A 26,984-nucleotide genomic window follows, 5' to 3' on the forward strand; every position below is an offset into this window, starting at 1 on the left:
GGTTTTAAATAATGACGATCCATACACCGATTAAACGAATTAACCTGTTGAACCCGGAATTTCCTAATAAATCAACGGGTATTATCAATGGGGAATCTTCAGGACTATTAAACTGGAATGATATTGCGTATCCACAAATGTATGATCTGTATCAGGCGTTATTATCAAACTTTTGGAAAGCGCAAGAGATCAACATGCAGGATGATATTAAACAATGGGATTTGCTCAGTTCAACCGAGCAAGATGTTTTTTTACGAATCAATACACAATTGGCTATGCTGGATAGTTTGCAAACACCGACAATGAGTCAAGTGATGGATTATGTGACGGATTCTAGTTTCAAAGCAATTTTTGCGGTGATCTCTCAGCAAGAAGCGGTTCATAATGAGTCGTATTCATATATATTGAGTTCATTGGTACCAACACGCGAACAAAATGAACGATTTGATCAGGCGAAAAAAGACCCGATTGTTTTGAAGCGAAATCAGCTCATATTAGATAGCTATGATAAATTCCGAAATAACCCAACACCAGCAAATTTATTCAAACTTGGTGTAAACTCAATTAATTTGGAAGGAATTTATTTTTATGCCGGCTTTGCTTTTTTCTATAACCTAGCGCGACAACAAAAGATGTTGAAAACGAGTACCATGATTAGCTATATTCAGCGTGATGAAATGCAGCACTGCTATTTTGTTACGCAGTTTATTCGCATTCTATTCGCCGAAAATAAGGAACTAAATACTGACGAAAATATCGATTATATTTATCAGTCCATTGCCAATGCAGCAGAGCTGGAAAAAGAATGGGCACATTACATTTTAGCTGATATTACGGGTATTGATTTGAGTGAATTTGACCAATACGTGGAATACCTTGCCAATAAACGGCTGCGTCAATTAGGATTGAAAAATTTATATGAAGAGCGAAAAAACCCAATGCCGTGGATCCATGTGTTCAGCGATGAAATGATAAACGAGACAAAATCGGATTTCTTTGAACAAAAAGCACGTACATACTCTAAAGTAACCAAGTCCAATGGGTTTGAAGAGTTGTAGGAGGATGCATGATGCAAATTGCGATTGTTTATACGTCCGTGACGGGAAATACAAAGGAATTAGCTGAACTTTTGGAGTGGAATTTTAGGGAGCGATCTTTTCATGTTGATCTGTTCCATGTAAAGCGTTTCCCGCATGAATTAATTTCTGAATATGACGCGATTGTGATTGGAACCTATACATGGGCAAATGGAAATATCCCTGCGGAAATGCTGGATTTGTATGAAACAATCGAAATAAAAGCACCAGCAAATCTGGTGACAGGTGTATTTGGTACGGGAGATAGCTTTTTCCCATACTTTTGTGGTGCTGTAGATGAATTTCGCGATATGTTGTATGCGAGGACAAATTTGGCGGTTACATTGAAAGTGGAATTAAGACCACAGCAGGATGATGTCGAAAAGTGTAAACGGTTTGTGGAATGTTTGCAGAAGGAAATCCAGCCACTGGTTATGGATGGTAAAACGATTTAAAATTGAAAGCACTTTTCTAAAATGAAAACCCGTGAATTAATTTTAAGACGTTCTCTTTTAAGGTGCAAACAGGAAAAAGAGAAGTAAACTACTAAGAATTTAGCATTGAATTTAGAATGAAAGTAGCAGGGGGATGGTTACCCAAACCATCCCCCTGCTATATGTCTACGTTTATTAAAGGCCCTTTTCGTAATGTTTGTTGCTTTTTAATTTCGTATATGAAGGATTATGCGTAATAGTGAACATTACGAGGACTTCAATTTTTCTAATTAACAGAGGTGCTAGAATACGCTCCGCCAGAATACTTCGCTTTCCGCGGGCACGGCTTCAGCCTCCTTGCCCCGGCGAGGGGTATGTCGACGTTGTCCGCAAAGGACGGTTTTAGTCGACCCTCCTTTTCAAACCTTCCTGCGGGGTCTTCAGCTCGTGCTGGGGCTGCGCTAACTCGCCCCACCGAAAACCATTGTTCCCGCAGGAGTCTTCGTATTCTGTCTCCGCTGATAAGAATTTTCTGGATTGTGAGTAGTTGTTAATGATTTTAATATTAAGTGGCTTTCTTCTCCCACGGACAGAAAATCAGACTGAGGCTTGGGGGAAATGCGAGACTCCTGTGGGAAAGGAACTGTCTGAAGACCCCGCAGTGAGCGGTTTTTGCTCGCGAGGAGGCTGAAGCGTTCCCCACGGAAAGCGAGTATTTCCCCCAAGCCGCGATTTCCACTCATCTTGTAAAGAATGAGAGGAAGTCACATAAAAGTTAGTGCACAGTTTATATCTAATGTATAACAAACAACAAATGTTTTCGGTGGGGCGAGTAATCGCAGTCCCAATCTTTTAGAAAACAGTCTTATTAAATGAGGATATGAGCCACTTTTCACAGAAATCACAAGCAAAAGGCTCTTGGTCATTGTCTAGCTGTAATCTGCCCAATTGTTTTATAGCTATATGTTATTTGTCCATTTCCTTTTACTGGTTTGGATAAAATGGTTTATCTAATAAAACCAGTTGACTTTATCGCTTCAGTACTTTACAATGATAAAGTATTAAATTAATAGAAATAATAAATCCAAAAGTTAATTCATATTTTTATAGAAAGAGTAAAAGACTAGAAAACAATGGGAGGTTTAAAAAATGGACAAATCCGCAAAGAAAATCTCGTTAGGGTTATCGCTAATTCCATTCTTGGTAATGATTGTCGCCATGGCATTTGTCATTATCGTGTTTGAGGGATCCCCACATATTCCAATTCTTTTGGGTGCCGTTGTGGCAGCTTTTATTGCCTGGATGTGTGGTTATTCCTGGGGAGATTTGGAGAAGTTTATTTATCAAGGCATCACAAAAGTGCTACCTGCCGTTATCATTTTGATATTAGTTGGACTCATTATCAGTGCTTGGATTGGCGGGGGAATTGTGACAACGATGATTTATTATGGCTTAAAAATTATCTCGCCATCCTTTTTTCTAGCTGCCATGTTAATTATTTGTGCGATCGTGACTGTGATGATTGGCAGTTCATGGTCGACAATCGGAACAGTTGGTGTTGCTGGTATGGGGATTGGGGTTAGTTTAGGGATTCCTCCAGCAATGGTTGTTGGGGCAATTGTTTCCGGTGCTTTCTTTGGTGATAAAATGTCGCCACTTTCTGATACGACTGTCCTTGCCTCAGGGATCGCCGGGGCAACGTTATCCGAACACATTAAACATATGCTGTTTACAACGGTTCCTGCGTTTATCATTGCTTTTATTGTTTACTTTTTCATGGGAATGAAATTTGCTGGTAATACAGTTGATACAGAACAAATTGATGTGGTTATGAATACATTACAGGCCAATTTTGTTATTTCACCATGGCTTTTGCTTGTGCCACTTGCTGTTATTCTACTTGTGTTTAAAAAAGTTCCCGCATTGCCGGCGCTGACTATTGGTATCATTTTAGGCTTTTTAGCGGATATCTTTATTCAGGGTGGAAGTATTGCAGAAGCAGTTAATGCCTTGCAAGGGGGATATTCAGTAGATACGGGGAATGAAACAGTTAATAGTTTATTAAATCAAGGTGGATTGGATTCCATGATGTATACCGTATCATTGGCCATGGTCGCAATGATATTTGGCGGTTTAATGGAAAGTACTGGAATGCTAAATGCCATCGTCGAACAGATCTTAAAACTCGCTCGAACAGGCAGAAGTTTATGTGCTACCACTGTCGCTTCATCCTTTTTTACAAATGTTATAACAGCTGAACAGTATATATCCATCATTATTCCAGGAAGGATGTATGCGAAGGCTTATAAGGATAAAGATCTGCATCCAAAAAATCTTTCACGTGCACTTGAAGATGGTGGGACAATTACATCTGCATTAGTTCCATGGAGTACGGATGCTGTATTTGTTCTCAGTACATTAGGTGTTAGTGCCTGGGCATATGCGCCATATGCCGTACTAAATTATTGTGTACCTATTATTTCAATTACTTTCTCGCTAATAGGATTTTCGGTTATCTATAATAAGAAAAAGAGTACGGAGAATGAAGATGTAGAAACAATTGAATATGAATCCTAAATATTTTGAAAATAACCTTGAATTATTACTGACGAACACTTACAATATGTATAAGAATATTCAATTACTTTGAGGTGTTCTTATGATGAATTATTCGCATTCCAATTTTAAAATTTGTCGATTAAAGAGGCTTGGTTCTTAGCAACCAAAGCCTCTTTTTACTTTGCCCGCTTTATTATTGTAAAGCAGTACAATGGAGGTGTATATGATGGTTACATTAACAGGAAAAACACTAACGCTTCAGGAAGTAAAAAGCGTTGTGTTTGATAATGAAAAAGTAATACTAGCAGAGGAAACAATTCATCATGTAGCGGAAAATAGGCGGACAGTAGAAACGATGATTGATAAGAAGCAGACGATGTACGGCATCAATACGGGATTTGGGAAATTCAGTGACGTCGTTATTGAAGACGACGATGTGGAGGATTTACAGCTGAATCTTATCCATTCGCATGCTTGTGGTGTTGGTGAAACCTTTTCCGAGGAGGTCAGCCGAACGATGCTGTTGCTAAGGGCTAATGCCTTATCACAAGGTTTCTCCGGAGTTCGCCCAGTATTGGTGGAGCAACTGGTCGCGCTACTCAATGCACGAATTCATCCGGTAATTCCACAGCAAGGATCACTTGGTGCTAGCGGGGATTTGGCTCCTTTATCACACCTAGCCTTGGCATTGCTTGGTGAGGGGGAAGTTTTTTATAAAGGTGAACGTATAATGGGGGCCAGTGCACTGGATAAAGAGGGGATTCCCCCTTTAAGTCTTCAGGCGAAAGAGGGTCTTGCATTAATTAATGGAACTCAGGCAATGACTGCTGTCGGCGTTATCACCTATTTAGAAGCAGAAAAACTACTCTACCAAAGCGAACTTGTTGCTGCAATGACATTGGAAGGATTGCAAGGTATTATCGATGCATTTGATGCTGATGTACATAGAATTCGTGGGCATCAGGAGCAAATGGATGTAGCAGAACGAGTACGGGCTATCTTGATTGATAGTAGGCTAACAACTAGACAAGGTAAGTTACGGGTTCAAGACGCTTATTCCCTTCGATGTATTCCTCAAGTTTTAGGGGCATCATGGCAAACCGTTAACTATGTCAGGGAAAAATTACTGACAGAAATGAATGCTGTTACAGATAATCCGTTAATTTTTTCAGAGGCTAACAAAGTGATTTCTGGCGGGAATTTTCATGGACAGCCAATTGCGCTTGCGATGGACTTTATCAAATTGGGAATCGCCGAAACCGCAAATATTGCAGAGCGCCGGATTGAACGGCTGGTTAATCCACAACTGAACGACTTACCTGCTTTCTTAAGTCCAAATCCAGGCTTGGAATCTGGGGCAATGATTATGCAGTATAGTGCCGCATCACTTGTCTCGGAAAATAAAACACTCGCACATCCGGCAAGTGTTGATTCCATTCCATCATCAGCAAACCAGGAAGACCATGTCAGTATGGGGACGATCGCAGCAAGACATGCACTGCAAATGCTGCAGAACTCACGTCGGGTTGTGGCAATTGAGTTAATTTGTGCCATGCAAGCCGTAGAATATCGTGGAGTTGATCGAATGGCATCACAAACTAGAGAATTTTATGAACACGCACGTGAAATTGTTCCATCTATTACAAAGGATCGGATATTTTCAACGGACATCGAAAACGTTGCAGATTGGTTGAAAGATAGTGAGGATAGTAGTGTACAAGAAAATCACCCTGAAGAGGGAGTTTTTCATGAATAAATATGTTGGGCAGGTAGCAGCAACAAACAATGTGAAAACAGCCAAAACAATAGAACTTATAAGATAATAGGAGGTCTTCAATGTGCAAGTAGATTTACTAATTACTAATATTGGGCAGTTACTGACAATGGATAAACAAGGTCCTGTTAAAGGGAAAGCGATGAATGAACTAGCCGTGTTAGAGGATGCGACAATAATGATAAAAGATGGGAAGATTGACTGGATCGGTGCAACAGAAGATGCTGTTGATATCCAGGCAGATAAAACAATTGATGCAAAGGGAAAACTGGTTACACCGGGTCTTGTTGAGCCGCATACACACTTAGTCTTCGGAGGTTCACGTGAAGAGGAAATGGCCCTAAAACAACAAGGTGTACCATATTTGGAGATTTTAGAACGAGGTGGCGGAATTTTATCAACAGTCAATGCGACAAGGGAAGCTTCTCAAGAGGAATTGCTGGAAAAAGCATTGTTTCACTTGGATCGAATGGCTGCTCATGGGATTACAACGGTTGAGGCGAAAAGTGGCTATGGTCTTGATAGACAAACCGAGTTAAAGCAATTGAACGTAGCAAAACAGGCGAATGAGAAGCATCCATTAGATATTGTTTCTACTTTTCTAGGTGCTCATGCTATTCCACCTGAATATAAAAAAGACCCTGAAACATTTCTAAATATAATGTCAGATATGTTTGCTGAAATTAAAGCGGAAAACTTAGCGGAATTTGTTGATATTTTCACCGAAACAGGTGTATTCACAGTTGATCAGTCAAGACGTTATTTGCAAAAGGCGAAAGAACATGGCTTTGGTGTAAAAATACATGCGGACGAAATCGATCCATTAGGGGGAACAGAATTAGCTGTCGAAACGGGAGCGATTAGCGGTGATCATCTCGCTGTTGCTTCAGATGAGGGGATCAGACAGCTGGCAGCATCGGATACAATCGGTGTGATTTTGCCAGGGACCAGCTTTTATTTAGGAAAAGATACGTATGCACCAGCACGAAAAATGATTGATCAAGGTACTGCAGTTGCGATCTCGACAGACTTTAATCCAGGTAGTTCGGTAACAGAGAACCTGCAATTGATCATGTCTATCGCTGCATTAAAACTCAAGTTGTCACCAGCAGAAATATGGCATGCCGTAACGGTTAACGCTGCTCACGCGATAGGTAAGGGGGATGTCGCTGGTTCCATTACAAAGGGCAAAAAGGCGGATGTGGTTGTTTGGGATGCCCCGAATTATATGTATTTGCCTTATCACTATGGAGTTAATCACGCCAATACGGTCATAAAAAATGGTGAAGTTTTATATGAGAGACAGGCGATACTACCCATAAAGGAAAATATTTAATAAAAAGCAGGCTGTTTCAGTCAACAGCCTGCATCATTTAAGCTTTTTGTTCATCTACTTCTTCCATTGTTATCCAGCCCTCTGCCCATTCCTGGATTTCGCTGATGACTGGTTCCAAAGCTTTTCCTTTTTTAGATAATGAATATTCGATTCGAACCGGAAATTCCGAGTATATATTTCGCTCAACAATTCCTTCTTTTTCAAGCATTTTTAGTCTGTCAGAGAGCAATCTTCCGCTGATTGGCAAGTCCGCTTCCATTTCAGAAAAACGTTTCGTTCCTTTTAGCAGTTCGAACAGAATAAGTCCGACCCATCGTTTACTCATCAGTTGCATTGCTTTTTCAAAACGGGGACATAATTCTTCCATGAAGATCACCTTCTCTCAAGGATATAAAGTAATTACGAAAAGTAACCTTACTTAATCATAACATATGGATTACTTTTTAGTAAATAAAATTTAGCATGGGCATTATAATATGTACCATTTCGAAAACACAGGCGTTAAAAAAATATCACATAATTGTAACTATTATTTGGTGATTTGCTTATTTTGTGAAATAATAAAGCAAGATGAAATATTTTTATGGAGGTAAAGATGATGGTTAGTCAACAAACACAAGAGAAATATGCTGAATTAGCATTAAAAACAGGGGTTAATTTACAAAAAAACCAAGCCTTGATGATTAATGCTCCAATTGAAGGGGCAGATTTTACTAGGATTGTCGTTCGTAAAGCGTACGAATTAGGGGCAAAAGATGTGCATATTAATTGGAGCGATGATGAAATCGCTTTGTTAAAATATGAAAACGCACCAGATGAAGTTATCGCAAACTACCCAGAGTGGAAAGTATTGCTGCATGATACATATGCCGAAGATGGTGCGGCGGTGTTAAATATTCGTTCGACAAATCCAGATTTGCTGAAAGATATCGACCCATCACGTGTTGCAAAGGCGAATAAAGCTTCCGCACAAGCGATGAAGAACTTCCGCCAATACACAATGAATGATCGGATCACTTGGTCTATCATTTCGATCCCGACTGGCGACTGGGCACAAAAGATTTTTCCGGATAAATCAGAAGAAGATGCAGTTGCAAGTTTGTGGGATGCGATTGTGAAGATTGTCCGCGTTGATAAAGATGATCCCATTGCGGCTTGGGAAGAACACAATGCGACATTAAGAACAGCACGTGAACTGTTAAATAAAAAGAACTACCAAAAATTAATTTTCAAAGCACCTGGAACAAACCTAGAAATGAAATTGCCTGAGGGTCATATATGGAAAGGCGGATCCGCGGTTTCTGAGAAAGGCATTACGTTTAATCCGAATATGCCAACAGAGGAAGTTTTCTCCATGCCGGATAAATATGGTGTTGATGGAACCGTATCCAGTACAAAACCATTGAATTATGGTGGAAGCCTGATCGACAATTTCACCCTAACATTTAAGGATGGAAAAGTAGTTGATTTTAAAGCGGAGCAGGGAGAAGATGTTTTGAAGCATTTGCTCGATTCAGATGAAGGTGCACGTCGATTAGGTGAGGTTGCACTCGTACCACATGAGTCACCGGTATCTCAGTCCGGATTAATTTTCTACAATACATTGTTTGATGAAAACGCATCATGCCATATCGCGCTAGGTAAAGCATATCCAACCAATTTAGAAGGCGGCGCAAAAATGACCGCTGAAGAGTTGGATAAACATGGTGTGAACGATAGTCTGTCACACGTTGACTTCATGATCGGCTCTGAAAAGCTGGACATTGATGGTGTGAAGGAAGATGGTAGTACGGAAGCGGTTTTCCGTAATGGTACATGGGCGTTTGAGATTAAATAAAAGAGTTAGAAAATACCATGCACAAATCCTTGTTGGGAGTGTGCATGGTATTTCTTAAGTATTGCCCCATTAGCCATACTACTTACATTAATCCATTTTTGACTAACACAGCTTTTATCATCGTATAGCTGTAATCCTCAGGTAAGGCCTCTCGCAATGGTTTTAGCTTAGGTTCATCAATTTCCTCGTGTGCGGCTAATACGGCTGCTTCCTCTTGATCATTAAAAAAGATATTCCAGGCAATTGGATAGCCATCTTTAAATGCCTTGAATAGATGACCTTCAATTGTTTGTTTCGACAATTCACGAATAACGGCGATATCTTTGATGGATTTTCCGGATTGGAACATGTGATAACTTACAATGTGGCTAGGCCCTTCTTCTTGCTTCTTTTTAGCTGGTTTTGGAGAAGCTGTCCCACCAATTCTTATTTTAGACTTTACATCCGGATTAGCAGCGCGCCATTCGATAATTGCACCCAAAAACTCCTCGCCGTATTGGTCAAATTTCTTTTCACCAACACCTTTTATTGAAAGCATATCTTCCTTTGTTTCTGGAAAATATCGACTTAGTTCTTTTAATGTTGCATCAGAAAATAAAACATATGGAGGAACACCTTTTTCATCAGCCAATTTCTTCCGCAGGCCACGCAATATGCCAAATAGGTCGGCATGATAATCCGCTTCTTCGGTAGTTGGGATTGGCGCTGTATAGATCCATACCGTGCGTTTTCCTTTTAATACATCAACGGATTCTTGGTTCAACTTTAATGTTGGGTATCGCCCCTCCTCAGTCGCCAACAGTTTTTCGGCGACTAAGAAATGAATCCATTCGGTTAACTCTTTTTCTGTATAAGCGGATAGTATTCCGTATGTTGTCAGTTTATTTAAACCAAAGTCGTGAATCTTCTTATCCTTTGATCCCTTTAACACTTTGGCGGTCATTCCAACACCAAAACGTTCACCCATCCGCTTGACACAGGAAAGAATCATTTGTGCTTCCTCCGTAATATCGCTCTTTTCCTGACGATGCAGGCAATTGCTGCACCTGCCACATGTATGTTCACTTGGTGTATCATTAAAGTATTCCAAAATAAAGGATGTTAAGCAGCTATGTGTGTGGCAATAGTTAATCATTGCTTGTAATTTGCGATACTCAGCGCGTTTGGCTTCATCATCCATCATCGATTGTTCAATTAAAAATTTCTGCAGTTGTACATCTTGAGGTGAAAATAACAAAATACAATCACTTGGTTCACCATCTCGTCCGGCACGTCCAGCTTCCTGGTAATACGATTCAATTGTCATTGGCATCGCATAATGGATGACATAGCGAACGTTTGATTTATCAATCCCCATTCCAAATGCATTTGTTGCGACCATTATCGTTATTTCATCTTGAATAAATGCTGCTTGGGCTTGTTTTCGTTCGTCTTCACTCATCCCTGCATGATATTTCGCAGCAGCATATCCCCTTTTTGATAATTGGTCACACAACGCATCCGCTTGCTTTCTTGTAGCAGTATAAATAATCCCTGATTCTTCATGATGTTCGGCTAAAAAGGAACGAATATAGGTGGCTTTATCTTTTCCTTTTACAATATGAAATGATAAATTTTCCCGTTCAAATCCAGTGTTAATGACACGATCACTCTCGATATCTAGCAATGATTGAATATCAGAGATCACTTCTTCTGTTGCTGTCGCAGTCAATGCAACAAAAACAGGGATATTTGCTAACCGTTTTAAATTCGGTACGATCGACCGGTAGCTAGGTCTAAAATCGTGCCCCCATTGCGAAATACAATGTGCCTCATCAAACGCAACTAATGATAATGGAATATTTTTTACAACATTAACGAAAGAACCTGATTCAAATCGTTCCGGGGCGACGTAAACAAATTTATAGCGCCGATTTGCCATGTTTCTTAGTCGCTCTTGTTGTTCACTTGTGGACAGAGAGCTGTTGATAAATGTAGCGGGGATACCTAGTGAATGAAGGGCATCGACCTGATCTTTCATTAAAGATATCAATGGTGAAATAATAATGGCACATCCATCAAGTGACAATCCGGGTATCTGATAACATAAGGATTTTCCACCACCAGTTGGCATTACAGCGAGTGTGTTTTTTGCTTGTACGATATTGTCTATTGTCTCTTTTTGGCCAGGGCGAAATGATTCATAGCCGAAATAGGTCTGCAGTATTTTTTCTTCTTCAACAATCATGATACGATCCTCCTCTAATAATCTAATCCTAACATATTTTTTTAGCATCAATCGTTAATTTTTATAAATCCTATGCTGGTTAAATTTCTCCCCGTCTTGATCGGGCTGATGTTTTCGCATTCGGGTTGATGTTTCCGCATTCGGGTTGATGTTCTCGCAATTCGGGTTGATGTTTTCGCATTCGGGCTGATGTTTTCGCATTCGGGCTGATGTTCTCGCATTCGGGTTGATGTTCTCGCATTTGGGTTGATGTTCTCACATTCGGGCTGATGTTTTCGTATTCGGGTTGATGTTTTCGCATTCGGGCTGATGTTCTCGCAATTCGGGCTGATGTTCTCGCAATTCGGGCTGATGTTTTCGCATTCGGGCTGATGTTTTCGCATTTGGGTTGATGTTCTCACATTCGGGCTGATGTTTTCGTATTCGGGTTGATGTTTTCGCATTCGGGCTGATGTTCTCGCAATTCGGGCTGATGTTTTCGCATTCGGGCTGATGTTTCCTCGCACGGGCTGATGTTCTCACATTCGGGTTGACGTTTCCTCGCTCGGGTTCAACAACTCAACCCACATTAGAGTGAGAGAAAGCGTCGCTGTGTCGCATTTTATATGAATTGTGAAATATAAGGGGAGAAGAGCTTTAAAATAAAAAGGAGCTGACTTTGATGTCAGCTCCTAGTGTGTGTAGCTTGGCTCTGGTTGTTTTCGAAAAAGTAAACCGATTAATCCGCCGATGATGGCAGGAACGACCCAGCCTAATCCAACAGAGAAAAATGGGAGCTTTTCCATTAATGGCGTAATCGCGTTTAACTCAAAACCATATGCAATCAATCCATCGTACAAACTCGTGATCGCGGTTAATAATATAGCACCGCGATAAACAGCTTTTGACCCATTAAATAAACCTTGCATAAACGTCAACAATATAAGGACGATTGCGATTGGATAAATAAATGTAAGAACTGGCACTGAATAGCTGATAATCGTATTTAATCCTTGATTCGCTATTAGGTAACTTGCGATGGTAATGATAAGAATGATTGATTTATAGCTTAGCCTTGTTACTTTGGCAAAAAACTGTCCACATGCAACAATTAACCCGACAGATGTGGTGAAACAGGCAAGGCTAACAATAACGCCAAGAAGTAATGCCCCGAAACTGCCAAACATGATATTGGCAGCACTGGATAATATATCGCCGCCATTGTCATAGCTACCAGTTGACGCTAATTTTGCACCGATCCAACCGATTGACCCGTATACGGCAATGAGCCCGATTCCAGTAATCATTCCCGCCTTTAATGTTGATTTAACGAGTTCATTTTGGGTTGTGACGCCACGGTCTTTAAATGCATTTACGACAATAATTCCAAATGCCAATGCAGCAATTGCATCCATTGTCAGATACCCTTCGACAAAACCTGAGAAAAATGGTGAACTTGCGTATTTATCAATTGGACTTTCAAGTGGATGATCCAACAGTAAGAATCCCCCAACACTCAACGCAACAATCGCAATTAGTAAAATGGGTGTTAGAAACTGACCGATCCGATCAACCATTTTGGATGGATTTAAACTTACCAAATAAACCAAAAGGAAAAAGATTGTTGTAAAAATAAAAAGTGCAAGTGCCCCATTTGTGAACGGTTCTACACTCATTTCATATGCTACTGTTGCTGCACGTGGAATACCAAAAAATGGACCGATTGCTAAATAAACAACCGATGTAAAAATAAGTCCGAACAATGGGTGAACGCGGTCCGCTAATTCACGCGCATCATTTTTTACAAATGATATTGCTGTAACAGCTAAAATAGGTAAGCCAACTCCAGTGATGACGAAACCGGCGATCGCAGCCCAGTAAGATGTACCAGAATCAATCCCTAAAGTTGGTGGATAAATTAAGTTACCAGCACCAAAAAATAACGCAAAAAGCATAAACCCAATAATAACGGTATTTTTATTCATGTTGATGATGCCCTCCTGATATGGTATCTAATAGGTCGTAAAGCAAAATAAATAAACCCTTTATTTTCAATATTATCAGATAATTTGATTGAAAAATATTTAGAAATGTTTGAAGCAAAATAATATTAACAGGTGTTGTAAGCGCTTGTCAATGCAGTCAATTAAATAATTTCGACATTTGTGTGACATTGTTCGACAAAACTTGCTAATCTTTTCAAAAAAATAACGACTAAAATTGTTTACTTTATTTCTATCCGCATTTAAAATGACTTTATATAAAAAAGGATAACGGGGGTATGATATGTTTCCATCTGTTTTATTTGAAATTATGTTAATAGGTCTCCTGGGGATTGGTTCACAATGGCTAGCATGGCGTTATCGTATGCCGGCTATTGTTGTTATGTCTGTTGCCGGATTAATTGTAGGCCCAATATTCGGCATTATGAATCCTCAAGAGGACTTTGGAACTTTATATAAACCGATCATTACGGTTGCAGTAGCCATCATCCTATTTGAAGGCAGCTTGAATTTGAATTTTAAAGAATTGCGTGGACTTGGTCGGCCCGTATTTCGTATTTCAACAATTGGAGCATTTATTGCCTGGATCTTAGGATCACTAACTGCACATTATATAGCAGGGTTATCATGGGCGGTTGCCTTTGTTATCGGTGGTTTATTTATTGTCACTGGACCTACCGTGATTTTACCATTGTTACGACAATCCAAGTTAAAACCGCGACCGGCAAAAATTTTGAAATGGGAAGGAATTATTGTTGATCCCATTGGTGCATTGCTTGCGGTATTTGCCTTTGAGATTATTTCCTATTTAACATCCAGTAATCCGGATGGTACATCACTTCTGCTGTTTTTTGCTGCATCTATTTTTGCTGCAATTCTTGGCTGGGCATGTGGTCGAGGAACCGGTTGGATGTTTGAAACGGGGAATATACCAGAGTTTTTAAAGTCACCAGTAGTTTTTATCGTTGTCATCATGTGCTTTACCATTGCAGATGAAATCACACATGAAACAGGATTGCTCGCTGTTACTGCTATGGGGATGACACTAGCAAATATGGGAATCAGCTCAGTTGCAGACATGCGTCACTTCAAGGAAAATATGTCAATATTGCTTATTTCTGCAATCTTTATCATGCTGACAGCTTCATTAAACGTTCATACCATCTTGCATGTTTTTGAACCACGGATCATTGGATATGTTCTATTAATGATGTTTTTAGTGCGCCCATTGTCGATTTTCTTATCAACAATTGGCACAGACTTGGCGCTTAATGAAAAATTGCTAGTTGGCTGGATTGCACCAAGAGGGATTGTTGCATTAACGGTATCTAGTTATTTTGCAGCAATTTTAGGTGAAGCTGGATACGAAGATGCGGCGATTATTACGACATTAACGTTCGGGCTTGTCTTTTTTACTGTTGTTGCCCATGGATTCTCGATCCGCTGGCTGGCTAAAAAACTTCATCTATCTATGGAAGGAAGACCTGGAACGATCATTGTTGGCAGTAATACATTTACCGTCGAATTAGCTAAGTCGCTTATAAAAGCAAAAGATCCAGTCATAGTTGTTGACTCGTCTTGGGAGAAGCTCCGGAAAGCCCGGGAGGCAGGAATCCCTTTTTATCATGGGGAAATGCTTTCAGAGCAAACGGAGTACCATTTAGATACAACACCATATGAATATCTAATCGCAGCAACTGATTATCATTCATACAATTCCCTTGTTTGTACAACATTTATGCCGGAATACGGTCGAACCAATGTCTATAAAGTAAGCCCATATAAACAAATCGATAGTGAAACAAATGATATTGTTGATAAAATCGGCGGACGTATTTTATTTGGTGAGGAAGTTTCGACTGAAGATTTAAATCAAAATATAAGATCTGGCTATGTATTTAGACAAACAACTTTAACTGAGCAGTATAATTATAAACAATATAAAGGAGAGCGAGACGAAGCGGCTGTCTTGTTGTATTACATTAAACCATCAGGGAAAATTATCTTTTATTCAGAAGAGATGAAAACAACGCCTGAAGTCGGAGACATCGTCGTTAGTCTTGCACCACAAGATAAAAAAATCCAAGCTAAATTAGAAACCCGACGAAACAATGGTAATAATGGAAATGGAAAGTAAAAACAGTGCAGACCAAAGTAAATTGGTCTGCACTGTTTTGTTATTCTATTTCATCTAGTTTGCGGTTAAGTTCTGCCATTTCTTCTTCTAATTCGATGAGTTTTTTCTCTGCTGTAGTTGTATTCCCGCCAAAAGAGGTTAACTTCTCGGCATCACCCTGGATACGAGCATAATCTGATTTTAGCTCTGCTAACTTAGCTTCAATGTCCTTTTTCGTCATGTTTATCACTCCTAGTTACTATTGTAGCGGATTTTCACGATGCAAGAAAGTATCTAGTTGTTTTTTAAAATCATCATCTTTTTTTGAATATCATGATTGATTTTTTTAGGGATTTTGTTTACTATTACAAGTAATATAGTACTATTACAAAAGAACTATATCACTATATCTTCAGAATAAACATCTATGTTAAGAGTTGCACCTTGAAGTCTGGAGTTTAACAATCTAGTATTTTGGTTGAATTCATATGAAACGATGTGGCTATTCTTTTCTTAAGAATAGCCAATTGCTGTTTGTCGAATGGACTGGAAACATAGATGGTACCATAAAACTAAGGGGGTTGGAGACGTGGATAAAACGTCATTTATTGGTCTTATATTGGGCATTATAGCCATAGGGGTAGGGATGGTGTTAAAAGGGGTTAGCCCTGCAGCATTAATCAATCCAGGCGCATTATTAATTATTTTTGTAGGTACTGCTGCATCTGTATGTATTGCTTTTCCAATGAGTACAATTAAACAAGTACCAGCACTGTTTAAGATATTGTTTACCGAGGCGAAGCATGGCAATACAATTCACAATGTGATAGGTACATTTACAAATTGGGCGGATCTTACAAGAAGAGAAGGTGTATTATCGCTGGAAAGTGAAATTGATCAAGTAAGTGATCCATTTTTAGCTTCGGGCTTACAATTAGTAGTTGATGGGAAGTCACCTGATTTTATTCGAGATGTGATGTTAGAGAAAATTGATGCAATGGAAGAAAGGCACCAAAAAGGGATTCAAGTATTTTCACAAGCTGGTACATATGCACCGACATTAGGAGTGCTAGGTGCCGTAATTGGCTTAATTGCTGCTCTTGGTAATTTAAACGATATCGATGTTTTAGGTCATGCTATTTCGGCTGCGTTTATAGCGACATTGTTTGGTATTTTTTCAGGGTATGTTTTATGGCATCCGTTTGCAAACAAGCTAAGAGAGAAATCTAAAGATGAGGTAAAGTTAAAACAAATCATGATAGAAGGCATTTTGTCGATAACCAATGGTGAATCTGCCCAAGTAGTAAAAGATAAGTTAAGTTCTTATCTATCTCAGAAAGAATTGGCAAAACTCAATCAGGAGGATGACTATGCGACGGAAGAAACAGCGTAAAGAGCATGAAGTTGATGAGTCATGGTTGTTACCTTATTCGGATTTACTAACGCTTTTATTTGCATTGTTTATCGTTCTATTTGCCATGAGTGAAATCGATTCACAAAAATATGAACAGCTTTCGCAGGTTTTCAAAAGTGAATTTTCCGGTGGTGACGGGTTCATGGAGAAAGGTTCCGGACCAACCGATTCTGAAGGTGAAACGATTAAAACGGATGAAGATGAAAAGGACACCGGCAATGAGAAGGAGCAAATGCAAGAACGGGAACAGTTAGAGAATTTAAAGAATGAAATTAATGCATACATAACAAATAATGACCTCGCTAAATCATTAGGAGCAAAATTAACAGATGATGGGTTATTAATTACGATCTTAAATGACGTCACCTTTGATTCTGGAAGTTCCACTGTAAATGATGCTGGGAAGCGGATTGCAAAAGAGGTATCAACATTTTTACATACGGATCCACCACACCAAATTGTTGTAAGTGGACATACGGATGACCGTCCAATTAAAACGAGTGATTATGGATCAAATTGGGAATTAAGTGTCATGCGGGCTGTTAATTATATGAAACTGTTACTGCAAAATGACACATTGGACCCTGAACGGTTTAGTGCAAAAGGGTTTGGAGAATACCAGCCAATAGTCCCTAATACAAATAATGAGAATAGAGCTAAGAATAGGAGGGTAGAAGTCCTTATATTGCCAAATCACGAGTTAGAATTAAGTGATGATGAAGATGATAATGGAAAACAGTAATTTTTTAAGAGATAAGTGTAAAATTTGGCTCCAATTTGTTCTCGGGTATGACGAGCCACGTCCAGCTCCAGCGCCCAGCGACTAGCGAGACTTCCCTCACCTCCGTACGATAAGTCAACATCGCCTCGCTCTCGCTCACCGTGTTTCCTTTATCTCCTACGGTTCAGTCCAGTCCGTACGTCGCTAAACGGTCGCTTCCACTTTTGTGCCCAAATGTAGAAATTTGTTGAATTTTGTCGTAAGTTAATTTATCATTACTTTAGAACTAGTAATAAAGTCGTATATAATAAAGGCAAACTATTCGAAAGGATAGGACGCAAAGCCTAGGGTCTACTGAATGGACATTTTATATGATCTTGCATCAATGATCGCCTGGCTACCAATCTATGATTTTTAAATCTATTTGGCTATTCTATAACCTGGAATAGCCCTTTTTTTTACACTTTATCAAAATACATAAATCAAAAAGGAGTGTCACTTTGGTAAATACGACGGTTGGAAACGCTAAAGCTGTAACGGAATTGCTGAACGGAACGCTGTCATCATTGAGTAATGTAGTACCAGTAGCACATGAGATAAAACAACCAAATTTATTAAAACAAGACTTGCATCTTCAATATGGGGTCTTAATTGGTATTACTGGCGATGTAAAGGGAAAGTTGGTTTTATCAGGAAACACAAGTATTTTTAGCGCGATTGGTGAAGTAATGTTTGGTATGCCATTAGAAGGGGAAATGCTTTCATCCTTTAGTGGTGAATTAGGGAACATGATTGCAGGAGGCATGTCAACCAACATTGTCGAAAAAGATCTTCATACTGATATCACATCACCAACAATTATTGAAGGGACGATGACTTTATCAGGACATAAAAGGGCCCTTCAAGTGACGGTGATGTTTGAGAAAGTTGGAGAGATGGATCTTTATTTGTTACTTGATTAATGAAATAGAAAGAGGGTCTACTGTTGGATACCAATCAATACATAACTATGTTTTTAGATGAAAGTCGTGAGCATTTACAAGCAGTTAATGACAATCTTCTTGAATTAGAAAAGCAGCCACACGATCTTTCTATTGTAAATGAAATATTTCGCTCTGCCCATACATTAAAGGGAATGGCTGCAACCATGGGATTTGACGATATTGCTTCTTTAACACACCAGACTGAAAACGTACTGGATCAAATTAGAAACAGCCAATTAGAGGTAACTTCTGAATTAATTGATATTCTTTTTGAAGCAACAGAGGATTTGGAAGAAATGGTTGACGCAATTAGTGAAGGAGAAGACGGCAAGAAGGATGTCTCAACTCTTATAAGTCAATTAGAGCAATTTGAAAAAGGACAAACTGTTGTTGCCCCAAGTACACATGTAGCAACAGAGCAAGTCAGTTTTGATTTAGATGAGTACCAGATGACGGTTGTCGATCAAGCCAAAGAGCAAGGGTTTAATGTGTTTCAAGTAACCATTTCATTAACAGAGGACTGTATGTTAAAAGCGGCTCGTATGTATATGGTTTTTGATGTGTTGGAAAATAGTGGTGAAGTGATTAAATCGATTCCCCCAGTTGAAGATATAGAGGAAGAGAAATTTGAACAGGACGTTTCGGTTATCCTTCTTTCAACTATGGCAAAAGAAGAAATTCAAGCAATGATTTACAAAGTTTCCGAGGTTCAACGAGTGGAGATATCAATTTTACCTACTGAAAGTAAAGAGACTCCTAATAATCCAAAAGAAAATAAACAGGAGGAAGAGGAAAAGACAACTAAATCCGCAAAGTCCCATAACAAACCAGGTCAAAAGACAATTCGTGTAAATATTGACAGAATCGATGATCTGATGAATTTGTTTGAAGAAGTAGTCATTGATCGTGGTAGATTGGAAGACATCTCTACGAAGATAGACCACAACGATCTACAGGATACAGTTGAGCACATGTCAAGAGTCTCTGAGGACATGCAAAACTTGATCTTAACGATGCGAATGGTTCCCGTTGAACAAGTGTTTAATCGCTTTCCAAGAATGGTTAGAGGACTTGCCAAAGATTTGGATAAAAAGGTTAACCTGGAGATTATCGGGGCAGAAACCGAACTCGATCGAACGGTGATTGATGAAATAGGAGATCCCTTGGTTCATTTGATTCGTAATTCAATTGATCATGGGGTTGAAACACCAGAAGATCGACAAAAGCTTGGTAAAACAGATGAGGGAAAACTGATTTTACGTGCATTTCAAAGTGGTAACCATGTATTCATCGAAATAGAGGATGATGGAGCGGGAATTAATCGTGAAAAAGTATTAGCAAAAGCAATCGACAATGGGTTAGTTACTGCTGAACAGGCAAAATCGCTAGCAGATGAAGAGGCTTACCAGTTTATTATGTCCTCTGGTTTTAGTACAGCAGACGAAATCTCTGACATATCCGGTCGCGGTGTTGGGCTGGATGTTGTTAAAAATAAGATTGAATCATTAGGCGGAACAATTTCCATTCAGTCAGAGAAAGACAAAGGGAGTAAATTTTCCATTCAGTTACCACTGACTTTGTCTATTTTATCGACTTTACTCGTTAACGTTCAAAGTGAAACATATGCTGTCCCGCTTTCTTCCATTATTGAAACTGTAATATTGCAGGATGAGCAGGTAATGTATGCACACGGTCAGCAGGTTATGGACTTCAGAGGAGAAGTGATTCCGATTGTTTCTTTAAAGAAAGTATTTCAAGTTCCAGCTGATCAAGAGCGTATGGATGAGCAACACCATGCTGTTGTCGTTGTCAAAAAAGGTGATAAATTGACGGGTCTATTAGTAGATTCCATGATTGGTCAGAAGGAAATCGTCTTAAAATCATTAGGAAACTACTTGCAAGATGTTTATGCAATATCAGGGGCAACGATTTTAGGCGATGGACGGGTGTCATTAATTATTGATCCAAATGCACTAATAAAATAGGAGAGAGGAGTGTTATAGATGGAAGATTCGTTAAAAGTTATTGTTTTTCAGTTAAGGGAACAGCGGTATGGTGCTAATATTCAGCAGGTCCTGTCAATCGAACGATTACAACATGTTACAGAGGTGCCAAGGACGTCTGACTTTATTAAAGGGATTATCAATTTACATGGAGAAATAATACCTATTATCGACTTGAAGGAACGGCTGCAACTGGAGAGTACGAATCGTAAGGTGGATGAGCCTAAAATTCTAATTGTAAGTATTGACACTGTACAGGTTGGTTTAATTGTTGATGCTGCAACAGATGTAATCGATATTGACCCACAAGCAATCGAAGCTGCACCGAAACTTATCGGTGGTGTGAAGGAAGCATATTTACATGGTGTAGCCAAACTTGATAGTGAACTTTTGCTATTACTAGATTTAGAGCGTGTCTTAAATATGGATGAAATCAAGGAAGTACAACAGGTAGTTGAAGAATAATACATAGGGGGCAATATGCCGTGGCAAAAGTATTAATAACTGATGATGCTGCATTTATGCGAATGCAATTAAAAGATATATTAACAAAGCTTGGCCATGAAGTTGTTGGTGAAGCTGAAAATGGAAAAGATGCTGTTGAAAAATTTCAGGAGCTGGAGCCAGATTTAATTACGATGGATATTACAATGCCAGAAATGAATGGTGTTGAGTCAGTAAAAGAAATAAAAAAATTAAATTCTAATGTCAAGGTTATTATGTGCTCAGCAATGGGACAACAGGGTATGGTAGTGGAGGCTATTCAGGCAGGTGCAAAAGACTTCATCGTAAAACCATTTACGCAAGATCGAATCCAAGAAGCAGTGGAAAAAGTATTAGCCTGATGATTGATGGGGATTTTTTCAAAAGGGGAAAATAGACATGTTCAAAAAGCTAAAATTTAAGAACTTTAATATTGGTAAGAAGTATGGATTGGTATTAATATTGGTCTTTATCTTATTTGGCGTTTCTACGGCAGTTAGTACGGTGTTGATCAATGAAATTGGTGATAATGTTGATGAGATGGAACGTAAGGGTGACAGCCAAATCTTGATTACGCAAATGGGATCATTGACACGCTCCAAAAGTATCCGAGTTGTTAGTTACCTTCAAGAGGAAGATTCCAAGTTGATTGACGAGTATGAAGAACGTCGTAAGGAATTCAATTCAAATGAAGCAGAAATACGAAAAAGGATGGATTCAAAAGATCAGTTGGAACTGTTTGATCAGATTGTGGCCAATGATAAAGAAATGAATGATCTATTTACAGAGAACATTGTGAATGCAGTAAGTAACGGGAATATGCGGTCAGCAACTGATTATATCTCTCAAGTTAATGAATTGCGAGCAGAAACAGTGGATCTATTGGAAGAGTTACGCACTACTGTTAATGAAGAGCGTAATGCAGCAATTACCCAAACGGAAGATAGTCAAAGCATGACACTAATTGTTCAGCTTGTATCCATGGTTGCATCGATCATTATCGGTGGGGTGCTCGTTTTCTTTATCAGCCGTATTGTTTCACGTAATTTAAACAAGGTAGTAGGTGTAAGTAACAAAATTGCTGATGGGGACCTATCAGTAGAAATGATTGATTACGATGGAAAGGATGAAATTGGCCGTCTTGCTGAATCGGTTAATACGATGAGTACCAATCTTAGAGATGTTATTCAGCAAGTGTCTAAAGTTTCGGAAACTGTCAGCAGTCAAAGTGAAGAGTTAACTCAATCAGCAAATGAAGTAAAGGCAGGCTCTGAACAGGTCGCAACTACCATGCAAGAATTAGCATCAGGATCTGAAACACAAGCTAATAGTGCTAGTGAACTTGCTTCAGTTATGGGGTCTTTTACAAATGAAATTCAAGAGACCAACGCTGAAGGTGAACATATTAAACAGTCCTCACATGATGTACTAGGTATGACCGATGAGGGAAGCCAGTTAATGCAGTCTTCCAACGAACAAATGGCTAAAATTGATCAGATAGTACAAGATGCAGTCCGAAAAGTACAGGGATTAGATACCAAGTCCCAAGAGATTTCCAAGCTAGTTTCTGTCATTAAGGATATTGCCGAGCAAACAAACCTTCTAGCCCTAAATGCCGCAATTGAAGCGGCTAGAGCTGGGGAGCAAGGAAAAGGATTCGCCGTGGTTGCGGATGAAGTAAGGAAGCTTGCTGAACAGGTTTCTGATTCTGTAACGGACATTACGGGAATCGTAACTAGTATTCAAACAGAATCAAGTACGGTAACGGAATCCTTACAAAACGGCTATCAAGAAGTTGAAAAAGGAACAAATCAAATCGAAACAACAGGTGTAACGTTTGATAAAATAAGCAAAGCGATTGGTGAAATGGTAAATGGTATAAATACGATTTCTGAAAACCTTTCTAGTGTAGCCGGAAGCAGTCAAAAAATGAGCAGTTCGATTGAGGAAATAGCATCGATTTCAGAAGAATCAGCTGCAGGCATCGAACAAACATCTGCTTCATCGCAACAAACAAGTAGTTCAATGGAAGAAGTTTCAGGAAGCTCTGAACAGCTTGCTAAGTTAGCAGAAGAATTAAACGGCTTAGTTCGTCAATTTAAGATTTAATTGGATTAACAAACTGACAGCCCGCAAATAAACGGGCTGTCAGTATTACATCCCACACGATAAACGGGAAACCTCGCTTTAAAAAAGGAATAAATACATATGAACGGTTTGAATATTGATCAGGTACGTTACAACAAAGAAAAAGGAGACTTTAAAGAATGGGGAGCACAAATCTAGCTTTACCTGAAAAAGAAACAGACTTTTATCATGTCATTCAGCCTATTATGAAGCTTTCTGATGTTAATCAAGTTTACGGATATGAGGTATTATTGCGCTCGGAGCAATTCCCTAATCCAGAACTTTTATTTAACTATGCAAAAGAACAAGATCAACTATTTGATTTAGATATGAAATCTATCCATAAAGCCCTTACAACGTTTAACAATGAGGCAGAAAATCTAGAAGGTTTACACTTGTTTATCAATATATTTCCTTCGACATTAATTTCACCGGACTTTCATTATAATTTGCAACAACTAAAGTCAATGTTGAACATTCCGCCAAGTTCAATTGTTTTTGAAATAAATGAAGCGGAAAAGATGCCAGATTTAGCTGTCCTCAATCGGGCGATAATGGACTTGAAAAGACAAGGATTTGTCATTGCGATTGATGATATTGGAAAAGGGGAATCCAGTTTAAAGGCGGTTTTAGAATTGGAACCTAATATTGTTAAAATTGACCGTTATTTTACAAGGGATTTAGCTACTTCTCCGAAAAAGCAAAAGGTTATTAAATTAATGCTTCAGCTTTTTGGAGAAGAGAGCACGATCGTTTTAGAAGGGTTTGAGTGTAAAGAAGATTTGCTGACAGCAAAAGCAATGGGTGTGCCATTTGGACAGGGGTTTTATTTAGGTAGACCAAAGCCGATCAGAAGCTATATGTAATTACAGACCACAAAAGGTGTCCATAAACCTTTTGTGGTTATTTTATAGTTTATAAAAAAGTATAAAATTTGGCTCTAATTTATTCTCGGATAGGGAGAGCCGCGTCAAGCTCCAGTCCGTACGTCGCTAAACGGGCGCTAGTGCTTTTGTTCAGCCTAATTTGCTTTTGTGGAATGTTTTAGAAGAGTTACAAACACACCAGTTGTTTGTAACTGCTAATAATGCTGCACTTGTTCTATCCTTCACTTGTAGCTTCTTCAAAATCGATCTTACGTGATTATTTACGGTAGTAGTAGAAATAAAGAGGTTTTCTCCTATGTTGCAGTTGCTGTTTCCTTGAACGATCTGTTCCAAAACTTCCCATTCTCTTTCCGAGAGGATACCGATTGGCCGTTCAATTTTGTTATGGCTTAATCTTACGTAGCTATTAAGTAGAATAGGGCTAAGTTTAGGATGAATATATTGATCTCCAGCCATTATTGTTTCAATTGCAAATAGTATTTCTGTTGTTTCCATTCCGTTGTAAAAATAACCATCCAGATCTAGTTTAAATAAATCTGCTAGTTGAACATTCTCCAATGTTGATGTCCAGATTACTACCTTTTTATGATTGCCTGCATAATATTCAAGTAGTTTACCGAGGTCGATATCCGTGTTTATGTCGATAATTAGTAAATCTGCCATGTGTTCTTTTTGGAAAAGTAATGGATAGTTCATGGAATTGTAGGTTATGATCGTATAATTGGACAATCTCTCTTGGAGAACGGACACAATTCCATCGCGTAAAATAGTTGCTTCCTTAATTAGTGCGATGTTGTTCATTTACATTAGCTCCTTCATTATATTTTAACTAGCATAATGGGTAGTATAATTTACAGTCCTCACTAAAGTATAACACTAAAAGTTATGTATGCTGTAATAAAGAGGGAATCGAGATAAAGTCGCTCGATTCCCGCATTATTATTCTATTTTTCTTCTATTTTCGTTTTGTTATTATCAATGATAAATTGATCAATTTGTTCCTGCATTTGAACAGAATAATCTTCTAGTTCACCAGCCAAATTATTTAATTGCTCCATTGATGCAGTTTGTTCCTCGATGGAGGCAGATACTTCCTCTGTTCCTGCAGCAGTTTCTTGGCTTATGGAGGCAATATTTCTAGTGTTTTCAGAAAGTACCTTCTCCTGCTGGGAAATGTCATCCATTAGACCAATAACTTTGCTGATCATTTCATTGTTCGTTTTAACTGTTGCTGTAATACTAGCAAACGCATCTCCAGTATCGTTAACAGATTGCGATTGTGATTGGATTACATCGCTTGTTTCATTGATTAAGGTAACTGTTCGTTTTGTTTCATCTTGCATTTCCGTAATCAATTCAGAAATATCCCCAAGTGCACTTTCCGATTGCTCCGCGAGTTTCCGTACTTCATCTGCCACAACCGCAAAGCCGCGACCACTTTCACCAGCACGTGCAGCTTCTATTGCTGCATTCAATGCTAATAAATTTGTCTGACTGGAAATATCCGAAATCTTATTAACTATTTCGCTGACATTAGTAGATTTTTCATCAAGTGCATGAATGGCATTAACCACTTCATCGGTCATTTTACCCGTTTGATCTGACTGTTTACGAAGTTCTTTAACCGTTGTTGTGCCTTCTTCTGAAACTTTTGTCATCGCTTTGGCCTCTTCATGCACGCTTCTGTTTTGCACTTCGATTTGGCTAATCATATCGGATAAACGATTTGTTGCTGTTTCATTTTGTTCCATTAGTTCAGATTCATTAGCTGCACCGGATGCAATTTGTTCCATTGTTGTAGCAACCTCATTTGACGATGCTGTGTTTTCTTCCGCACTAGCTACGAGTGTCTGAGAAGCTTCAGAAACATGGAATGAGATGTTAGCAATTTTTTTCATCATTTCCCGCATTTGCGTTAACATATTTTGAAAACTTACGGATAATTGGCCAATTTCGTCTACCCGTGTATTGTCTACTTCAGCTAATAAATTGCCGCCTTCAACTTCTTTCATTGTCGATTGAAGTTTCTTAATTGGCGTTGTTAATTTTCTTGTTACAACAAGGGAGATAGCTATTGCGATAATCAAGGCTATCCCTAGAGCGATTGCAATTGGGATGATGATCGATTGCGCTTGATTTTGTATATCACTCTCATAGACGGTGCCACCAAGGAGCCATCCGGTTGTTGGGTTCTTAACAAACCCCATAATTTTATCTTCGTCTTCAAATTGATAGTGAACAATCCCTTGATCACCAGCATTGACGATCTTTTGATAATAATCTTTTTCGGATTCATCTGAACCAATGTAGTCTTTGTCTGGATGGGCAATATATTTACCCGCTTCATCAAACACAACTGCATAGCCGTTTTCACCGATCTTAATGTTATTAATCATATCAAGGATCGTGTCAACAAAAACATCGATCGACATAACCCCGACAAGTTTACCGTCGTTATAAAAGGCCCGTGCAGTACTTACAATTGTTTGTCCGGTAGTTTTATCTGTATATGGTTCTGTCCAAATTGTCTTACCATCGGCGTCAACTGCCTTTTGATACCAGGGTCTTTCCCTAGGGTCGTAATCATCGCCCAAATCCCCATTAGGGTAATCGATCATTTCCCCAGTTGATTCAATCCCAGTATAAATTGTTGAAATGGTAGAATTGGCATCACCGGTCGCCTGTAAATATTGGAGTATTTGATCCTTGTTTTCAGGTTTATAGTTTGTAAGTAGATCATATGATGTAAACCGATCTAATTTATTATCCATATTGGAAAAGAACAGCTCGAATGAGTCATTCATACTTTCCATTTGGCTTTCCACATTTTGGGTAAGTTCATCAGAAGTTGTTTTCACGCTAAACTCGTAACTTACAAACGCCACAACAACACCGGTAAATATAATGAGAATAAGAAATGGGATTAAAATCTGCCTACGAAGTGTTCTGTTGAGAAAATTACCTTGACGAACTTTCCTTTTCTGGTTGTTCTGTATATTTTTATTCACAGCGCTCTCTCTTTTCT

The 26,984-nt window shown here is 38.9% G+C and carries 22 protein-coding genes and 1 riboswitch; of the genes, 15 read left to right on the forward strand and 7 right to left on the reverse strand.

Annotated features, from left to right (window positions below):
- The first annotated feature begins 11 nt into the window (after positions 1-11).
- From C8270_RS05915 to hutI, 5 genes are all read left to right on the forward strand, one after another.
- Positions 12-1,058 (forward strand): ribonucleotide-diphosphate reductase subunit beta, encoded by a 1,047-nt coding sequence (locus tag C8270_RS05915; protein ID WP_106495945.1) that lies wholly within the window; start codon positions 12-14, stop codon positions 1,056-1,058.
- An 11-nt stretch (positions 1,059-1,069) separates the two neighbouring features.
- Positions 1,070-1,531: a flavodoxin domain-containing protein gene (locus tag C8270_RS05920; protein WP_106495946.1), complete on the forward strand. Its 462-nt coding sequence runs from the start codon at positions 1,070-1,072 to the stop codon at positions 1,529-1,531.
- Positions 1,532-2,659: 1,128 nt separating this feature from the next.
- Positions 2,660-4,087, forward strand: a complete 1,428-nt coding sequence (gene nhaC / locus C8270_RS05925; RefSeq protein WP_106495947.1) for a Na+/H+ antiporter NhaC — start codon at positions 2,660-2,662, stop codon at positions 4,085-4,087.
- Positions 4,088-4,292: 205 nt separating this feature from the next.
- Complete coding sequence (gene hutH / locus C8270_RS05930; RefSeq protein WP_199794649.1) at positions 4,293-5,825, forward strand: histidine ammonia-lyase; 1,533 nt, start codon at positions 4,293-4,295, stop codon at positions 5,823-5,825.
- Positions 5,826-5,952: 127 nt separating this feature from the next.
- On the forward strand, positions 5,953-7,179 hold the full coding sequence (gene hutI, locus C8270_RS05935; protein ID WP_234028627.1) for an imidazolonepropionase: 1,227 nt from the start codon (positions 5,953-5,955) through the stop codon (positions 7,177-7,179).
- Positions 7,180-7,216: 37 nt separating this feature from the next.
- Here the strand turns inward: hutI and C8270_RS05940 are convergent, their stop codons facing one another.
- Positions 7,217-7,546 (reverse strand): winged helix-turn-helix transcriptional regulator, encoded by a 330-nt coding sequence (locus C8270_RS05940; protein ID WP_106495950.1) that lies wholly within the window; start codon positions 7,544-7,546, stop codon positions 7,217-7,219.
- 231 nt (positions 7,547-7,777) lie between these two features.
- Between C8270_RS05940 and C8270_RS05945 the strand changes: the two genes are divergently transcribed.
- On the forward strand, positions 7,778-9,016 hold the full coding sequence (locus C8270_RS05945; RefSeq protein WP_106495951.1) for an aminopeptidase: 1,239 nt from the start codon (positions 7,778-7,780) through the stop codon (positions 9,014-9,016).
- Positions 9,017-9,098: 82 nt separating this feature from the next.
- Here C8270_RS05945 and recQ read toward each other — a convergent pair whose 3' ends face one another.
- The 3 genes from recQ to brnQ all read right to left on the reverse strand — a co-directional run bounded on the left by recQ (position 9,099) and on the right by brnQ (position 13,207).
- Positions 9,099-11,243 (reverse strand): DNA helicase RecQ, encoded by a 2,145-nt coding sequence (gene recQ / locus C8270_RS05950; RefSeq protein ID WP_106495952.1) that lies wholly within the window; start codon positions 11,241-11,243, stop codon positions 9,099-9,101.
- Between the two features lie 47 nt (positions 11,244-11,290).
- Entirely contained in the window at positions 11,291-11,749 is a 459-nt protein-coding gene (locus C8270_RS19770) for a hypothetical protein (RefSeq protein WP_158701610.1), read from the reverse strand.
- 165 nt (positions 11,750-11,914) lie between these two features.
- On the reverse strand, positions 11,915-13,207 hold the full coding sequence (gene brnQ / locus C8270_RS05955) for a branched-chain amino acid transport system II carrier protein (RefSeq protein ID WP_106495953.1): 1,293 nt from the start codon (positions 13,205-13,207) through the stop codon (positions 11,915-11,917).
- A gap of 301 nt (positions 13,208-13,508) precedes the next feature.
- On the opposite strand from brnQ, the gene C8270_RS05960 reads away from it, so the two are divergent.
- Positions 13,509-15,362 carry a cation:proton antiporter gene (locus tag C8270_RS05960; protein ID WP_106495954.1) on the forward strand — a complete coding sequence of 618 codons (1,854 nt, stop codon included), beginning with the start codon at positions 13,509-13,511 and terminating at the stop codon, positions 15,360-15,362.
- 40 nt (positions 15,363-15,402) lie between these two features.
- On the opposite strand, the gene C8270_RS05965 is transcribed toward C8270_RS05960, so the two are convergent.
- A complete protein-coding gene (locus tag C8270_RS05965) occupies positions 15,403-15,582 on the reverse strand; it encodes an SE1832 family protein (protein ID WP_106495955.1) in 180 nt (59 codons plus the stop codon).
- A 348-nt stretch (positions 15,583-15,930) separates the two neighbouring features.
- Between C8270_RS05965 and motA the strand changes: the two genes are divergently transcribed.
- The 8 genes from motA to C8270_RS06005 all read left to right on the forward strand — a co-directional run bounded on the left by motA (position 15,931) and on the right by C8270_RS06005 (position 23,938).
- Positions 15,931-16,734, forward strand: a complete 804-nt coding sequence (gene motA / locus C8270_RS05970; protein ID WP_106495956.1) for a flagellar motor stator protein MotA — start codon at positions 15,931-15,933, stop codon at positions 16,732-16,734.
- Complete coding sequence (gene motB, locus C8270_RS05975; RefSeq protein ID WP_325034729.1) at positions 16,712-17,497, forward strand: flagellar motor protein MotB; 786 nt, start codon at positions 16,712-16,714, stop codon at positions 17,495-17,497. Before motA ends, motB begins: the two co-directional genes overlap by 23 nt.
- A 281-nt stretch (positions 17,498-17,778) precedes the next feature.
- Positions 17,779-17,881: riboswitch (cyclic di-GMP riboswitch) on the forward strand.
- A 95-nt stretch (positions 17,882-17,976) separates the two neighbouring features.
- Positions 17,977-18,438 (forward strand): chemotaxis protein CheX, encoded by a 462-nt coding sequence (locus C8270_RS05980; RefSeq protein ID WP_106495958.1) that lies wholly within the window; start codon positions 17,977-17,979, stop codon positions 18,436-18,438.
- Positions 18,439-18,461: 23 nt separating this feature from the next.
- Positions 18,462-20,444, forward strand: a complete 1,983-nt coding sequence (locus tag C8270_RS05985; protein WP_106495959.1) for a chemotaxis protein CheA — start codon at positions 18,462-18,464, stop codon at positions 20,442-20,444.
- 18 nt (positions 20,445-20,462) lie between these two features.
- A complete protein-coding gene (locus C8270_RS05990) occupies positions 20,463-20,927 on the forward strand; it encodes a chemotaxis protein CheW (protein WP_106495960.1) in 465 nt (154 codons plus the stop codon).
- A gap of 20 nt (positions 20,928-20,947) precedes the next feature.
- On the forward strand, positions 20,948-21,307 hold the full coding sequence (locus C8270_RS05995; protein ID WP_106495961.1) for a response regulator: 360 nt from the start codon (positions 20,948-20,950) through the stop codon (positions 21,305-21,307).
- A gap of 37 nt (positions 21,308-21,344) precedes the next feature.
- Positions 21,345-23,054: a methyl-accepting chemotaxis protein gene (locus C8270_RS06000; protein ID WP_106495962.1), complete on the forward strand. Its 1,710-nt coding sequence runs from the start codon at positions 21,345-21,347 to the stop codon at positions 23,052-23,054.
- Positions 23,055-23,212: 158 nt separating this feature from the next.
- Positions 23,213-23,938: an EAL domain-containing protein gene (locus C8270_RS06005; protein ID WP_106495963.1), complete on the forward strand. Its 726-nt coding sequence runs from the start codon at positions 23,213-23,215 to the stop codon at positions 23,936-23,938.
- A 150-nt stretch (positions 23,939-24,088) separates the two neighbouring features.
- Here C8270_RS06005 and C8270_RS06010 read toward each other — a convergent pair whose 3' ends face one another.
- Complete coding sequence (locus C8270_RS06010) at positions 24,089-24,760, reverse strand: response regulator transcription factor (RefSeq protein WP_106495964.1); 672 nt, start codon at positions 24,758-24,760, stop codon at positions 24,089-24,091.
- A gap of 143 nt (positions 24,761-24,903) precedes the next feature.
- Positions 24,904-26,967, reverse strand: coding sequence for a methyl-accepting chemotaxis protein (locus C8270_RS06015; RefSeq protein ID WP_106495965.1), 2,064 nt, complete (start codon positions 26,965-26,967; stop codon positions 24,904-24,906).
- Positions 26,968-26,984: the final 17 nt, after the last annotated feature.

The sequence above is a fragment of the Lentibacillus sp. Marseille-P4043 genome (assembly GCF_900258515.1).
Classification (GTDB): Bacteria; Bacillota; Bacilli; order Bacillales; family Amphibacillaceae; genus Lentibacillus_C.